Source organism: Streptomyces sp. BK340, assembly GCF_007827595.1.
GTDB lineage: Bacteria > Actinomycetota > Actinomycetes > Streptomycetales > Streptomycetaceae > Streptomyces.
In genome coordinates this window covers 154,907-169,068 of record NZ_VISR01000006.1, presented here as the reverse complement: position 1 = coordinate 169,068, position 14,162 = coordinate 154,907, and the positions used below count along the sequence as shown (strand labels likewise).

Annotated in this window: 16 protein-coding genes; 11 read left to right on the top strand and 5 right to left on the bottom strand. The window is 69.6% G+C overall.

All coding sequences use genetic code 11. The features are described from left to right. Nucleotides 1–47 precede the first annotated feature (47 nt). On the top strand, nt 48–389 hold the full coding sequence (locus tag FB157_RS14745; protein ID WP_261386315.1) for a hypothetical protein: 342 nt from the start codon (nt 48–50) through the stop codon (nt 387–389). 346 nt (nt 390–735) lie between these two features. On the opposite strand, the gene FB157_RS14740 is transcribed toward FB157_RS14745, so the two are convergent. The 4 genes from FB157_RS14740 to FB157_RS14725 form a co-directional block, all read right to left on the bottom strand. After that, nucleotides 736–1,128: a hypothetical protein gene (locus tag FB157_RS14740; RefSeq protein ID WP_186581507.1), complete on the bottom strand. Its 393-nt coding sequence runs from the start codon at nt 1,126–1,128 to the stop codon at nt 736–738. A 146-nt stretch (nt 1,129–1,274) separates the two neighbouring features. Continuing rightward, the gene (locus FB157_RS14735) at nt 1,275–1,832 is read right to left on the bottom strand and encodes a hypothetical protein (protein WP_145879722.1); all 558 of its coding nucleotides are present in this window, start codon (nt 1,830–1,832) and stop codon (nt 1,275–1,277) included. A 91-nt stretch (nt 1,833–1,923) separates the two neighbouring features. Further along, nucleotides 1,924–2,610 carry a DUF4328 domain-containing protein gene (locus FB157_RS14730; RefSeq protein ID WP_145879720.1) on the bottom strand — a complete coding sequence of 229 codons (687 nt, stop codon included), beginning with the start codon at nt 2,608–2,610 and terminating at the stop codon, nt 1,924–1,926. 96 nt (nt 2,611–2,706) lie between these two features. Next, on the bottom strand, nt 2,707–4,368 hold the full coding sequence (locus FB157_RS14725; protein ID WP_186581506.1) for a glycoside hydrolase family 20 protein: 1,662 nt from the start codon (nt 4,366–4,368) through the stop codon (nt 2,707–2,709). Nucleotides 4,369–4,522: 154 nt separating this feature from the next. Between FB157_RS14725 and FB157_RS14720 the strand changes: the two genes are divergently transcribed. The 10 genes from FB157_RS14720 to FB157_RS14675 all read left to right on the top strand — a co-directional run bounded on the left by FB157_RS14720 (nt 4,523) and on the right by FB157_RS14675 (nt 12,472). Beyond that, nucleotides 4,523–5,095, top strand: a complete 573-nt coding sequence (locus tag FB157_RS14720; protein ID WP_145879718.1) for a 2-oxo-4-hydroxy-4-carboxy-5-ureidoimidazoline decarboxylase — start codon at nt 4,523–4,525, stop codon at nt 5,093–5,095. A gap of 191 nt (nt 5,096–5,286) precedes the next feature. After that, the gene (gene sdhC / locus FB157_RS14715) at nt 5,287–5,667 is read left to right on the top strand and encodes a succinate dehydrogenase, cytochrome b556 subunit (RefSeq protein ID WP_043406142.1); all 381 of its coding nucleotides are present in this window, start codon (nt 5,287–5,289) and stop codon (nt 5,665–5,667) included. 5 nt (nt 5,668–5,672) lie between these two features. After that, a complete protein-coding gene (locus FB157_RS14710; RefSeq protein ID WP_145879716.1) occupies nt 5,673–6,155 on the top strand; it encodes a succinate dehydrogenase hydrophobic membrane anchor subunit in 483 nt (160 codons plus the stop codon). Nucleotides 6,156–6,174: 19 nt separating this feature from the next. After that, the gene (gene sdhA / locus FB157_RS14705; protein WP_145879714.1) at nt 6,175–7,929 is read left to right on the top strand and encodes a succinate dehydrogenase flavoprotein subunit; all 1,755 of its coding nucleotides are present in this window, start codon (nt 6,175–6,177) and stop codon (nt 7,927–7,929) included. Beyond that, the gene (locus tag FB157_RS14700; RefSeq protein WP_145879711.1) at nt 7,929–8,690 is read left to right on the top strand and encodes a succinate dehydrogenase iron-sulfur subunit; all 762 of its coding nucleotides are present in this window, start codon (nt 7,929–7,931) and stop codon (nt 8,688–8,690) included. The genes sdhA and FB157_RS14700 overlap by 1 nt, the downstream gene beginning before the upstream one ends. A gap of 119 nt (nt 8,691–8,809) precedes the next feature. Further along, nucleotides 8,810–10,177: an FG-GAP and VCBS repeat-containing protein gene (locus FB157_RS14695; protein ID WP_145879710.1), complete on the top strand. Its 1,368-nt coding sequence runs from the start codon at nt 8,810–8,812 to the stop codon at nt 10,175–10,177. A 92-nt stretch (nt 10,178–10,269) separates the two neighbouring features. Continuing rightward, nucleotides 10,270–10,680, top strand: coding sequence for a VOC family protein (locus tag FB157_RS14690; protein WP_145879708.1), 411 nt, complete (start codon nt 10,270–10,272; stop codon nt 10,678–10,680). A 107-nt stretch (nt 10,681–10,787) separates the two neighbouring features. Continuing rightward, a complete protein-coding gene (locus FB157_RS14685; RefSeq protein ID WP_145879706.1) occupies nt 10,788–11,195 on the top strand; it encodes a hypothetical protein in 408 nt (135 codons plus the stop codon). After that, the gene (locus FB157_RS14680; RefSeq protein ID WP_261386314.1) at nt 11,192–11,716 is read left to right on the top strand and encodes a thiol-disulfide oxidoreductase DCC family protein; all 525 of its coding nucleotides are present in this window, start codon (nt 11,192–11,194) and stop codon (nt 11,714–11,716) included. The genes FB157_RS14685 and FB157_RS14680 overlap by 4 nt, the downstream gene beginning before the upstream one ends. A gap of 9 nt (nt 11,717–11,725) precedes the next feature. Then, nucleotides 11,726–12,472 (top strand): TetR/AcrR family transcriptional regulator, encoded by a 747-nt coding sequence (locus tag FB157_RS14675; RefSeq protein ID WP_145879704.1) that lies wholly within the window; start codon nt 11,726–11,728, stop codon nt 12,470–12,472. Here the strand turns inward: FB157_RS14675 and FB157_RS14670 are convergent, their stop codons facing one another. Then, on the bottom strand, nt 12,473–14,017 hold the full coding sequence (locus tag FB157_RS14670) for an ABC transporter substrate-binding protein (protein ID WP_145879702.1): 1,545 nt from the start codon (nt 14,015–14,017) through the stop codon (nt 12,473–12,475). Nucleotides 14,018–14,162: the final 145 nt, after the last annotated feature.

Sequence of the window (14,162 nt, the reverse complement as noted above, 5' to 3'; positions counted from 1 at the left end):
GTCGCTTCACACCGGACAGGGCCAAGTGCCCGCTGAACACACCATGGTTGCTCGGACCGAGGGACGACATGCTGAAGGACGAGATCCTTCAGGATCTGTACGAGATGGGCGACACCGAGGGGTACGTTCCCTTCCCGCAGCCCGGGGGCCTGATCTCCTGGGCTGAGTCCAATTCGGGGGATTCCTTCTACTGGAAGACGAGTCCTGCGGACCCGGACGCATGGCCGGTGGTCGTCCGCACGGACAACGCCGAGTGGTTCGAGTTCCCGGTCGGCGCCGTCGAGTTCCTGGCCGGCGTGTACGGGCGCACCATCGATGTGCCGGGCATGCCCAGGAACTTCCCCGGCGAAAACCCACAGGTGCTGGGCCTGAGCGACTCCATCGGCTGATCGGGGCGACAGGTTCCCGTGGCTGGACTCTCCGGGTGGGGCGGCATCCTGAAGTCCGCCGTCGGATTCCCGGCGCAAGTCCGGTGCCCGCGGCGCCTGACAGTCGCGGCGACGGCTGCCGTGAGCAGACAGAACGGGCGAGGGTCCCGCTGTGCTCGAAGAGGTGGGCGCGTGAGTCCGCCGTGAGCACGCCACCACCAACGGCACGCGACTGCCCGCACGACGTACCGCCGGAGCCTGGGGCCACCCGTACGGCGCGGATGCTGATCGCTGGGGCTCGTACGACGGCGGCTTCCGCACATCGTCCACGGATTGGACGGGACGGAGATTCACCCCCGCCGGGTGTTCATGCGGAGGCGGAGGCGGACGCGTCGCGGCAGAGCAGGCGCAGGGAGCCCTGGCCGGCGAAGCAGCGGCGGGCCTCCTCGACGGGGTCCCACAACTTGCCGTCGGGTGTGCGGATCCAGTGGTCGCCGCCGGTCGACCACCACTCGGCGCCGGTCTGGCGCACGATGACCTCGCCGGCGTAGGCGCCGAAGCCGCGCAGCACGTTCTCGACCGCCGCGTAGGGCGGATCCTCGCGGCGGATGTCCTCGATCATCCGGTCCACCCGCCACAGACTCTGTGCCGAGTAGTCGAGCCGCACCCGCGCGCCCTCGCGCATGGTCGCCACCGCGTCGGCCGCCCACCGGACGGGCTTCGCCGCCGCGTGCGGCCTGGTCTCCTGCTGTGCTGTCACGTACTGCGCTGTCACATAGGGAGAAGCGGGCGGGGCCCGGCATCCGTCACCCGGATCGGGCCACGTTTCCCAACCGGTGCAGGACCGCCCCACCGCCACCGCACAACAGTCACAGGACTCCCCCGGAACCGGGGTTCGGACTCCGGTCAGCCGCGGCTGCGGGCGCGGCGGGACACGACCGCCTGCAGCACCCGGCGGCCCTCCACCGAGACGTCCAGGGCGCGGCGCAGCCCGTTCGGGCCGTGCTCGGCGAGGAGTTCCAGGACGACGACCTGGCGGCGCAGCTCGGCGGCGACGAGCGGGGACGCGTCCGTGTCGCCGCCCGCGCGCCCGGTCTCCGGCTCGTCGGCCGGCGAGCCGCCGCCCGCGGCCGGGTCGAGAAGCCGGTGGATGCGCAGGGAGGCGACGGAGCAGGCGTCGGCCCACGCCCTTATCTCCTCGGCGGTGCGCTCGGCAGGGGCCGCGTCCAGCATGCGGTGGGCGAGCTGCTCGGCCTCGTCCTCGCCGGCCTGCGCCGGACCGAGGGCGCCACGCGCCTTCTCCAGGCCGGCGGTCCACTCGGAGCCGTCCACGAGGCTCGCCCACAGGGGGCGCAGCACCTCGTCGTCACCGCCCAACAAGGGCACGCACCGGTCCAAACAAGCCAGCCCACTGGCAGCCAGTCCGCGTTCGTCGGCCTGAGCGATCAGTTCCACCAGGCTCATGAAAGCCTCCCTCGCCAGGGCGCCGCCTTTACGGAGCCCGCACTTCCCCTAACTGCGTGCGACTGCGAGAGAGTGTCACAGCAGTGGGTTTTCAGCCAAGAGCCGGGACAAACACAGGTCCGGCGAGTGCCTTCTCGTGCTGCATGCGGGTCAGCCGCAGCACGAACAGGACGGCGAGCGCGGCGGCCAGGACGTCGACGCCGTCGGCGATCATGACGTGCAGCGCGGCGTCCCGGATGGCCGACGCGGTGCGCGCCGCCTCGTACTCGCTCTGCATGAGCCGGCCGACGCCGGTGGAGAGCAGCCAGAACCCCCACCAGGCGTTGATCAGCCCGTGCCGCGCCCGCACACCGGCGGGGTGGCTGGCGTCCCAGACGTCCAGGGCGATGCGCCGCGGGAAGTAGAAGTTCGCGATGGGCACCACCCAGCCGGCGACGGTCCACGCACGCGACTTGCTGTGCCCGTCGGGGCTGAACACCTCGGCGTTCACCCGCACCCGGTAGAACCAGACCAGGAACACGACCGAGCAGACCAGCCAGAGCACGCTCTGGGCGCCCCCCGCCACCGAGTACAGGGCGTCCGCCCGGTCGGCGCGCGCGGAGAGACGCCTGCCGAAAGCGCCGGTGCCCGCCGCGAGGCCGTCCGCCACGCGGTACACGTTCAGACCGGCCACGACGGCCACCAGGTCGGCCAGAGCGACCAGGCCGAGCAGCACGGCAGTGGCCCTGCCGGGCCCGACCGGCGAACGCAGCCGGGCGCCCTTCGAGCCGGCGCTCATGACATCAGTGTTCATGGTGAATCCCCCCGTGTGCCCCAAGTACGTCGTGGCACGCGGAAGATACGGTTCACCGGCCTGGCATGTCCACCTGAAGAATCAGCCCAGCCGGTCCGCCAGCTGCTTGAACTGCGCCCAGGACAGAGCGGGCTTACGCGGGTCCCACAGCTTCTGCACGGTGGCCCGCAGCGGCATCCGGATACCTGCCGCGACCTGGTCCTGCGTCTGGGCGCCCGCGATGTCGCTCCACACCGCGAAGGACCCGCCGAGAATCTGGCCGTCGTAGCTCGCCGGTACGGCGGTCGTGCCGCGCAGCACCCGCGGGTTCCACTGCTCGTAGATGCGCTGCCCGGTCGGATAGACGAAGGTCTGCGGCTCCCCCAGCACGTAGTACAGGAACTCGTCGTTGTAGTTGAGCACCTTGCGGCCCGCGCTCAGGTACTCCACCGGCTGCCGGGCGCCGATCTCCTTGCCGGTCCAGTAGGCGACCTGGAGATCCTTGGCGGGCTGCACCGAGGTGTTGCGGAAGAAGCCGTCGTTCCAGGCCCGCATGGTCCGGTCGTGGGCGCGCACGGTGGCGGCCCGGTCGTTCAGCCAGCCGGTGGCGAGGTCGGCGACGGTCGCGCCGGACCCGTACTTCTGCCGGGCGGCGGCCGCCAGTTGCGGATACGACGCCTGCGGGTTCGCCACGGTCAGCGCCTGGTACTCGTCGCCGCCGAGATGCCACTGGTCGCCGGTGAAGAGCCCGGCGTACTCGCCCAGCAGGTCGTCGACGATCTTCGCGGCGGCGGGCTTGGAGATGTCGACCGCACCCCGGGTCGCCACCCCGTTCACGTTGCGCAGCTGCAGGTCGGGGTGGGCCGCGATGACCGCGCCCAGATGCCCGGGCGAGTCGATCTCGGGCACGACGGTGATGTGCCGGGCGGCCGCGAGCCCGACGATCTGTTTGACCTGCGCCTTGGTCAGATGGTCCGTGGAGACGATCTCCGGATGGGTGCTGGACTCGATCCGGAAGCCCTGGTCGTCGGAGAAGTGCAGCCCCAGTTCGTTGTACTTCAGGTCCCCCAGCTCGCGTATCCGGTCCTCGATCCAGGAGGCGGTGTACGGCTTGCGCGCGATGTCCAGCATGAAGCCGCGCCGCGGCTTGGCGGGCTCGTCCCGTACGACGCCCTCCGGCGCCGTACCGCCCCCGTGGACCTCCTGCTTGAGGGTGCGGGTGCCGTAGAAGACGCCCGCGTCGCCGGGTCCGCTGATGTCGACCCGCCCGTCGCGCACGGTCATCGTGTACGACTCCGGGTTCCCGCCCCCGCTGCCCAGAGCCAGCCGCAGATCGCCGGCCCGGACGTCGTCCTTCTCCCCCGCGTACGACAGCCCCAGCTCCCCGGCTATCAGCCGCCCCTCGTCGGCCAGCTCCGGATCGCTCACCACCACCCGCTCGCCCCGCTGCGCGCGCCAGCCCGGACCGCGGGCCGGGGTGTGGGAGCGCACCGCGGGTATGGTGCGCGGCGCCCGGGAGAGCGGATAGGACCGGCTGGGCGAGGGACTGCTCGGCGTGGCGGCGTGCCCGGACCCGGCACCCGAGGTGCGGTCCGACGGCGCCTGCGCCGCGCTCCCCACCGGTTTCCCGCCACCGCCGCCGCCCGCCGAGGCCCACACGCCGACGCCCACGCCGAGCGCGACGGTTCCCGCGAACGCGGCGGTCACGACCGCCCGCTTCCGCCTCACCTTCTGCGCCGGGGCCCGGCGCCTGTGCTGGCTCACCCAGCCAACGTACGTCCGATCGAGGATTCACTCGTCACCGAGACGTTCCGAAACTCTCCCGTTGGAGTGAAATTCGGGCATCCGTCGGACACACAGTGACCACTCTCGATAACGTGATGACACACCTTTCACGACATCCCCTGCCACACCACATGTGACGCGAGGACCCACGCTGCCTGCGCACCGTCTCCCGTACCTCCCCAAACCGCTGGACGCCTTCAACGCCGCACCCGCCGACGAGTCCCGCGCCCTGCTGCTGAACTGTCTGCGCAGCCTGCACTGGTCCCGTCGCCTGGCCGAGCACCGCCCCTACCCCGACCTGGACTCCCTCCTGGCGGCGGCGGACGAGGCGGCGTACGACCTGGCGCCGGGGGATCTGTCCGAGGCACTGGCGAGCGAGTCGCTGCCCGAGCTGCCGGAGGACACGTACTCCGCCGCCCACACGGCCCTGAGCGCGGCCCACGCGGCCTACGAGGCCCGATTCGGACACGTTTTCGTCATCTATCTGGGTGATTGTCCTCGCGAGGAGGCCCTCGACCGCATCCTCGAAGGCATCCGGTCACGATTGACGAACGATCCGGAGGAGGAGCGGGTGATAGCGGCGGAAGAACTCCGGCGCCTCGCGGGGCAGCGGCTGTCCCAGCTCCTCGGGGACACGATGCCGCATCCACCAGCGGCTCCACCGCGGAACGCAGCCGGCCACAACGCGCCCGCGCCCGGCAAATAACCGGACACGCCACCCCAGTAGCCGCAGCGCAATAGCCCATCCGATGCCAGTTTGATCACACAGGTAGGCCCCCCGTAAGCGGCGGCGCACCGCATGGATACGATGCTGAGGGCCGGTGGACCGTACCCGGCCGGGCCCGACCGACACCGAAGCCGGCGCGGCCCTAGTCCCCGCTCCCGGAGGGTTCTTCCGTGCCGGCTGGAACGCTGTACCGCGGCCGGGAAGGAATGTGGTCCTGGGTGGCTCACCGAGTCACCGGCGTCCTCATCTTCTTCTTCCTGTTCGTTCACGTGCTGGACACCGCACTTGTCCGTGTCTCCCCCGAGGACTACGACAAGGTCGTAGCCACGTACAAGACGCCGATCGTCGCGCTGCTGGAGTACGGCCTCGTCGCCGCCATCCTCTTCCACGCGCTCAACGGCCTGCGCGTCATCGCCGTCGACTTCTGGTCGAAGGGCCCGCGCTACCAGAAGCAGATGCTCTGGACCGTCGTCGGCGTCTGGGTCGTCCTGATGGCCGGGGCGATCTACCCCGTTCTCGGCCACGCCGCTCGTGTTCTGTTCGGGAGCTGACGCCCATGTCCACGACTGAAACCACCGCGTCCGGAGTCGGCCCCGTCGAGGGCGCCCCCGTCTACACGGTCGACAACCCGGCCCCGCTCATCGAGGCGCCGCGCAAGCGGACCAAGAAGACCCCCCGGTCCACCCGGGGCAACTTCGAGATGGCGGCCTGGCTGTTCATGCGCCTGTCCGGCGTCGTGCTGGTCGTCCTCGTCCTCGGCCACCTGCTGATCCAGCTCGTGCTGGACGGCGGCGTCTCCAAGATCGGCTTCGCCTTCGTGGCCGGCCGCTGGGCGTCCCCGTTCTGGCAGGTCTGGGACCTGCTGATGCTCTGGCTCGCCATGCTGCACGGAGCCAACGGCCTGCGCACGGTCATCAACGACTACGCGGAGCGCGCGAACACCCGGCTGTGGCTCAAGGGGCTGCTCTACACCGCCACGGTGTTCACCATCCTGCTGGGCACGCTGGTGATCTTCACCTTCGACCCGAACATCCGCTAGGCACGGGGCTGCGAGAATCATGAAGATCCACAAGTACGACACCGTCATCGTCGGCGCCGGCGGCGCGGGCATGCGCGCCGCCATCGAGTCGACGAAGCGCAGCCGCACCGCGGTCCTGACCAAGCTCTACCCCACCCGCTCCCACACGGGCGCCGCGCAGGGCGGCATGGCCGCCGCGCTGGCCAACGTGGAGGAGGACAACTGGGAGTGGCACACCTTCGACACGGTCAAGGGCGGTGACTACCTGGTCGACCAGGACGCCGCCGAGATCCTGGCGAAGGAGGCCATCGACGCCGTCCTCGACCTGGAGAAGATGGGCCTGCCGTTCAACCGGACCCCCAACGGGACGATCGACCAGCGCCGGTTCGGCGGTCACTCCCGCAACCACGGTGAGGCCCCGGTCCGCCGGTCCTGCTACGCGGCCGACCGCACCGGCCACATGATCCTCCAGACGCTGTACCAGAACTGCGTCAAGGAGGGCGTGGAGTTCTTCAACGAGTTCTACGTCCTGGACCAGCTGATCACCGAGGTCGACGGCGTCAAGAAGTCGGCCGGCGTGGTGGCGTACGAGCTGGCCACCGGTGAGATCCACGTCTTCCAGGCGAAGGCGGTCATCTACGCCTCCGGCGGCACCGGCAAGTTCTTCAAGGTGACGTCGAACGCCCACACGCTGACCGGTGACGGCCAGGCCGCCGTCTACCGCCGCGGTCTGCCGCTGGAGGACATGGAGTTCTTCCAGTTCCACCCGACCGGCATCTGGCGCATGGGCATCCTGCTGACGGAGGGCGCCCGTGGTGAGGGCGGCATCCTCCGCAACAAGGACGGCGAGCGCTTCATGGAGAAGTACGCGCCGGTCATGAAGGACCTCGCGTCCCGTGACGTCGTCTCCCGCTCCATCTACACGGAGATCCGCGAGGGCCGTGGCTGTGGTCCCGAGGGCGACCACGTCTACCTGGACCTCACGCACCTCCCGCCGGAGCAGCTGGACGCCAAGCTCCCGGACATCACCGAGTTCGCGCGCACCTACCTCGGCATCGAGCCCTACACGGACCCGATCCCGATCCAGCCGACCGCGCACTACGCCATGGGCGGCATCCCGACGAACGTCGAGGGTGAGGTCCTCTCGGACAACACCACCGTCGTCCCGGGGCTGTACGCGGCCGGCGAGGTCGCCTGTGTCTCCGTGCACGGCGCCAACCGCCTCGGCACCAACTCGCTGCTGGACATCAACGTGTTCGGCCGCCGTGCGGGCATCGCCGCCGCCGAGTACTCCCACACGGCCGACTACGTCGAGCTGCCGGAGAACCCGGAGGCCTTCGTCGTCGAGCAGATCGAGCGGCTGCGCAACTCCACCGGCAACGAGCGGGTGGCCACGATCCGTCGTGAGCTGCAGGAGACCATGGACGCGAACGTCATGGTGTTCCGCACCGAGCAGACGATCAAGACCGCGGTCGAGAAGATCGCCGAGCTGCGCGAGCGCTACAAGAACGTGGCGATCCAGGACAAGGGCAAGCGGTTCAACACGGACCTCCTGGAAGCGATCGAGCTGGGCAACCTGCTCGAGCTGGCCGAGGTCATGGCGGTGTCGGCCCTGGCCCGCAAGGAGTCCCGCGGCGGTCACTACCGCGAGGACTACCCGAACCGCGACGACGTCAACTTCATGCGCCACACCATGGCGTACCGCGAGGTCGGCGCCGACGGGTCGGAATCCGTCCGTCTCGACTACAAGCCGGTCGTCCAGACCCGCTACCAGCCGATGGAGCGTAAGTACTGATGGCAACTCCCGTTCTGGACAAGGTGGAGGCGGAGTCCGCCGCCTCTCCCTACATCACCGTCACCTTCCGGGTCCGCCGCTTCAACCCGGAGGTCTCGGCCGAGGCGACGTGGGAAGACTTCCAGCTGGAAATCGACCCGAAGGAGCGTGTCCTCGACGGTCTCCACAAGATCAAGTGGGACGTCGACGGCACCCTCACCTTCCGTCGTTCCTGCGCGCACGGCATCTGCGGTTCGGACGCGATGCGGATCAACGGCAAGAACCGCCTTGCGTGCAAGACGCTGATCAAGGACATCAACCCCGAGAAGCCGATCACGGTCGAGCCCATCAAGGGCCTCACGGTCCTGAAGGACCTGGTCGTGGACATGGAGCCGTTCTTCCAGGCGTACCGGGACGTGATGCCCTTCCTGATCACGAAGGACACCAACGAGCCGACGCGCGAGCGTCTGCAGTCCGCCGAGGACCGTGAGCGCTTCGACGACACGACGAAGTGCATCCTCTGCGCCGCCTGCACGTCCTCCTGCCCGGTGTTCTGGAACGACGGCCAGTACTTCGGTCCGGCCGCGATCGTGAACGCCCACCGCTTCATCTTCGACAGCCGTGACGAGGCGGGCGAGCAGCGCCTGGAGATCCTCAACGACCGGGACGGCGTGTGGCGTTGCCGCACGACCTTCAACTGCACGGACGCCTGCCCGCGCGGTATCGAGGTCACCAAGGCGATCCAGGAGGTCAAGCGCGCGCTGATCACGCGTCGCTTCTGATCCGCCCTCGCCCAGGGCGAGTTGGGCCCCGTTTCCGGTTCCACCGGGGGCGGGGCCCTCGCCGTACAACCCTCACGCCTCGTCAGGGGTCTCCTGTGTACTCGGATCACAGGAGACACATGTTCACGCACAGGAGGCTCCGCCTGGCGCTCGCGACGGCCACGGCCGCCTCGCTCGCCGGCGGGCTGCTGGCCCTCTCTGCCCAGACGGCCGCCGCGGCGACTCCCGCCAAGTACGCCGACGACTTCAACGGTGACGGCTACCGGGACTACGCGGTCGGCTGGTCGGGTGAGGTCACCGTCACCTACGGCACGGCCACGGGTCCCGGCACCGTGACGACGAAGTTCACCCAGAACAGCGCCGGCATCCCCGGAAAGCCGGGCGACGCCGGAGGGTACGGCGACATGTTCGGCGAGGGACTCGCGAACGCGGACTTCAACCGCGACGGTTACGCCGACCTGGCGGTCGCGGACCGCAGCGAGAAGGTGGGCACGAAGGCCGGGGCGGGCGCGGTCACCATTCTGTGGGGCGCCAGGGCCGGTCTCGGCACGAAGGCCACCCGCATCCCCGTCACGGCCCACGCCGACTACGGGTTCGGCGCCGCCCTGGCCGCCGGCGACTTCAACGGCGACGGAAAGGCCGACCTGGCCGTCGCCGACGGCGTGCACACGGTCTACATCTACCGCGGCGGCTTCTCCCAGTCCGGTACGACGGGCGCGGTCACCAGGCACGGGTACTCCGGCACCCTCGAACCGACCGCTCTCGTCGCCGGAAAGGTCACCAAGGACAAGGCGACCGACCTGTACGTCCTCGGCCAGGGCTACAAGAACGACAAGATGACCCAGGCCGCCTGGTTCCTGCGCGGCGGGACCACCATCAGGCCGGGCAGGTTCACGACGTACGACGCGTCGTCACCGGACTACGGCCCGACCGGAGTCATCGCCGACTTCGACAAGAACGGCTACGGGGACCTGGCCGTCAGCGACACCCCGTACAACAAGCACGCGGGCTCGGTCGTCGTCCTGCGCGGCGGCTCCGACGGCCCGGCCACCTCCTACCGCCTCACCCAGTCGACGGCAGGGGTTGCCACCGCCGCCACGGCGCACGACAGCTTCGGCTCCGGCCTCTCCGCCGCCGACACCAACCGCGACGGCTACCCGGATCTGGCGGTCGGCGTGCCCGAGGAGAAGGTCGGCACGGCCAAGCAGGCGGGTGGCGTCCACGTCCTGCGGGGCGGCGCGCACGGTCTCACCGGCACCGGCTCCCAGTGGTTCACCCGCGCCACCGCGGGCGTACCGGGCGACGCCACGCAGTACGGGGACTTCGGCAGGTACGTCCGCCTGCGCGACTTCGACCGGGACGGTGACGCGGACCTGCTGGTGTCGAGCGACTACTACAGCCCGGGTGTGCTGCTCCGCGCGGGTGCGACCGGCATCACGACCGACGGAGCCACGGAGCAGGCGCTGATCGCCGCCTTCCCGCAGTAGCCCGCGCGTCCGCACCCACCCGAGGAGCCCCGCCGAATCCGCTTCGGTGGGGCTCCTCGCATCTTGTCCCGTTCAGACCCTAATCTGACGACATGTCAGACGAAGAGTCGTACGAACTGCTCGGGTTCGACAACGTGCTGCTGCCCGTCGGTGACCTCGGTGAGGCCGTCGGGTTCTACGAGCGGGCCGGGTTCACCGTCGGATTCCGGTTCGACGAGGCCGGGATCGCACTGCTGAAGGTCGGCGGCGAGACGCCCGGGATTCTGCTGCGCGTCGAGGACGGACTGGGGCAACGGCCGCCGCCGTGGCCCTCGCCGCGCCTGTGGCTGGAGGTGCCGGACGCCCGGGCCGCGGCGCGGGAGCTGGCCGCCGCCGGTATCCCGGCGCTGGACGAGGTGTTCCCGGTGGCCACCGGCTGGACCGTCGAGATCGCCGATCCCTGGGGAAACGTCCTCGGGTTCACCGACTACAGCAAACGGCCGGCCCTGGGCCGCAGGGGATGAGACGAGGGTCTCCCCGCACCCCCACCCATTGAGTTGAACATGTTCAAAAGCAGGTCTACAGTCATGCCTGTCAGCGTTTTGAACGCGTTCAAGAAGGGGTGGGGCGCATGGACCGCATCGTCATCGCCTATGTCATCTACCTGGTCGTCAGCATCTCGCTGACCGTCTGGGTGGCCCGCACGCTCAGCCACAACGGCCGGGTCTTCCTCGCCGACGTGCTGCAGGGCAACGAGAAGCTGGCAGACGCCGTCAACCACCTCCTGGTGGTCGGCTTCTACCTCGTCAACCTCGGCTTCGTGGCCCTGTTCCTGACCGACAACAGCGACGTCGGCGACACCCGGGCCATCTTCGAGGTGCTGTCGGTCAAGCTCGGCGTGGTGCTGCTGGTGCTCGGCGCGATGCACCTGGGCAACGTGTACGTGCTCAACAAGATCCGGCGGCGCGGGATCATGGAGCGCGAGCAGCAACCCCCGGTGAACCCACAGGGCTGGATGCCGCCGACGGTCGGGGCGTGACGGCCGTGACCGCCACGGACGGCCGGGGCGCCACGGGCGTCCCGGTCCGCCGGCTGACCGTCCTGTACGACGCCGAGTGCGCCCTGTGCACCCATCTGCGCGACTGGCTGGTACGGCAGCCGCAGCTGGTGCCCCTGGAGCTGCTGCCGGCCGGATCCGCCGAGGCCCGCAGGCGCTACCCGGGGCTCGACCACGCCGCCACCCTCGACGAGGTCACCGTGATCGGCGACTCCGGCCAGGTCTACCAGGCCTCCCGCGCCTGGATCGTCGTCCTGTGGGCCCTGCGTGAACACCGCCCGCTCGCCCACAGACTGAGCACCCCGGCCGGGGCCAGACTGGCCCGGGGCGCGGCGCTGGCGGCCGCGAAATGGCGGGGTGCGCTGTGGGGCGGTACGCGGCAGGGCGGTGCGCAGTGGGGCGGGCAGTCCTACCAGGGCGCCGACGGGTGGGCGTACACCCCCGGCACGGGCTGGAGTTACAACCCGCCGTCCTGTTCAGACGGTGCCTGCCCGACTGGTTAGGCTCCTCCCGTGCCCGCGAAGAACGACGGCCCCGAGGCCGGCTCCCCGACCAAGTCCGAGCAGACCCGCGCCCTGATCCTGGAGACCGCCATGCGGATGTTCCAGGAGCGGGGCTACGACAAGACGACCATGCGGGCCATCGCCACCGAGGCCGGGGTCTCCGTGGGCAACGCCTACTACTACTTCGCGGGCAAGGAGCACCTGATCCAGGGCTTCTACGACAGGATCGCCGCCGAGCACCAGGTGGCGGTCCGGGAGGTCCTGGACCGGGAGACCGACCTGGAGGCGCGGCTCGCGGGCGTGCTGACCGCATGGCTGGACATCGCCAAGCCGTACCACGAGTTCGCGGTGCAGTTCTTCAAGAACGCCGCCGACCCCGACAGCCCGCTCAGCCCGTTCTCACCGGAGAGCGAGCACGCCCGCGAGCAGGCCATCAGCGTCCACCGCGAGGTGCTGGCCGGCTCCAAGTCCAAGGTCGCGCCCGAACTCCGTGACGTATTGCCGGAGTTGATGTGGCTCTCCCAGATGGGCCTCGTCCTGTACTGGGTGTTCGACCGCACCGAGGGACGTGAGCGCAGCTACCGGCTGGCACGCCGGGGCGCACGGCTGACCGCACGCGGCGTCGCCCTGGCCCGCTTCCGGGTGCTGCGTCCCCTCGTGCTCGAAGTCCACGAACTGTTCACGGACTTCCTGCCGGGGATGACGAAGGCACTGCCGGACCCGGGGGCCAGGGCGCACCGCGACGAGACGGGCTGATCAGATCCACTGCAGACGCCACAGGCGGAAGACGCCCGTGCCGTCCGTGAGGTACTGGCCGCCGCCGACGTCCTCGGTGCTCACCACGTACTCCTTGCGCTGCCACAGCGGGATCAGCGGCACATCGGTCGCCACGTCCGCCTGGATGTCGTGGAAGTCGTTCGCGGCCCGCGTGCGGTCGGCGTACTGCTGGCTGTCCAGGATGAGGTGGTCGACGACCTTGTTGCTGTAGCCGGTGGCCATGGTGGAGCCGGTGGCGACGAGCGGGGAGCCGAAGGTGTCCGGGTCGGGATAGTCGGCCACCCAGCCGACCGCCCACGCGTCCATCTTCCCGGCGGCCCAGCGCTTCTGGAAGTCGGTCCACTCATAACCCTGGACGTCCACCTTGAACAGGCCGCCCGCCTCCAGCTGCTTCTTCAGCTCAGCGGCCTCTTCCTCGCCCGCGCCCCGGTTCTTGCCGTAGCCGAAGGTGAAGTGCACCGGCAGGGTCACCCCGGCCTGGGTGAGCAGCTCCCGCGCCTTCTGGGTGCTCTGCGTCGGGTAGTCGTCGAAGAAGGACGTGGTGTGGCCGGTGATCCCGGTCGGGATCAGCGAGTACAGCGGGTCGACCGTGCCCTCGTACACCGTGGCGGCCAGCCGCTCGCGGTTGACCAGCCAGGCCAGGGCGCGGCGCACGCGCACGTCGTGCAGCGGCGAGTTCGCGCGGGTGTTGAGGTAGAGGTTGCGGGTCTCGGCGCTGTCGGACTCCGTGACCCGGTTGTTCGGGTCGCTCGGGTTGAGCCGGGACAGCATGCTCGGCGGCAGCGTCCGGGTGGCGACGTCGACCTGCTTGTCCTTCCAGGCGCTGTTGAGCTGGTCGGAGTCGGTGTAGTAGCGCAGCTCGATCGGGCGGCCGGTACCGCTCAGGTAGCCCCGGTAGTTCCCGTACGGGTCGAGGTCGGCCTTCTTGTCCTTCGTGTACGAGGTCAGCGTGTACGGGCCGGTGCCGTCGACGCCGTCGTCCTTGCGCAGGGCGGTGGCCGGGTACTTGTCCTTGTCGACGATGGAACCGGCGCCCGTGGCGACCTTCAGCGGGAAGGTGGCGTCCGGGGACGACAGATGGAAGGTGACCGTCGCCGCGCCGTCCGCGCTCACCGAGCCGAGCGTGGAGAACAGCGACGCCGGGCCGACGGGGGCGTCGATCTTCTTGACCCGCTCGAAGGAGTACCGGACGTCCTCGGCGGTCATCTTGCGCCCGCTCGGGAAGGTGATGTCGTCCCGCAGCCGGCACTGGTACGTCTTCAGCCCGCTGCCCACGAAGCCGCAGCTCTTCGCGGCGTCCGGGATCGGCTGGACACCGCCCGGCTCGAAGGTGAGCAGCGTCTGGAAGACGTTGCTGAACAGGGCCCAGGAACCGGCGTCGTACGCGCCCGCTGGGTCCAGTGAAGTGACGGCGTCGGTCGTACCGACCGAGATCGTCTTGTTCTTGTCCGTCTGCGACGGCAGCAACTGCCAGCCGCCGATTCCCACGACAGCGAGTACGAGCAGCGTCACGAGAATACGCATGCGAAAAGATCGCATGGTGGTGCCCTCCCCAGGCCCTCCAGGGCCCTACCCCTGGCCAGCACAATTTCGCCACTCCCCTAAGCGGCGCCGCTCACCTAATCACAGGACTTTCACTTGGGGGAAGGGCTTTCTGACCAGATGTGGA

Bases quoted from the DNA above. Each gene is read 5' to 3' on its own strand.
- FB157_RS14710 (WP_145879716.1), top strand. From the start codon at position 5,673: ATGTCCACGACTGAAACCACCGCGTCCGGAGTCGGCCCCGTCGAGGGC.
- sdhA (WP_145879714.1), top strand. From the start codon at position 6,175: ATGAAGATCCACAAGTACGACACCGTCATCGTCGGCGCCGGCGGCGCG.
- FB157_RS14700 (WP_145879711.1), top strand. From the start codon at position 7,929: ATGGCAACTCCCGTTCTGGACAAGGTGGAGGCGGAGTCCGCCGCCTCT.
- FB157_RS14670 (WP_145879702.1), bottom strand. From the start codon at position 14,017: ATGCGTATTCTCGTGACGCTGCTCGTACTCGCTGTCGTGGGAATCGGC.
- FB157_RS14690 (WP_145879708.1), top strand. From the start codon at position 10,270: ATGTCAGACGAAGAGTCGTACGAACTGCTCGGGTTCGACAACGTGCTG.
- FB157_RS14685 (WP_145879706.1), top strand. From the start codon at position 10,788: ATGGACCGCATCGTCATCGCCTATGTCATCTACCTGGTCGTCAGCATC.
- FB157_RS14730 (WP_145879720.1), bottom strand. From the start codon at position 2,610: ATGAGCGCCGGCTCGAAGGGCGCCCGGCTGCGTTCGCCGGTCGGGCCC.
- FB157_RS14735 (WP_145879722.1), bottom strand. From the start codon at position 1,832: ATGAGCCTGGTGGAACTGATCGCTCAGGCCGACGAACGCGGACTGGCT.
- FB157_RS14695 (WP_145879710.1), top strand. From the start codon at position 8,810: ATGTTCACGCACAGGAGGCTCCGCCTGGCGCTCGCGACGGCCACGGCC.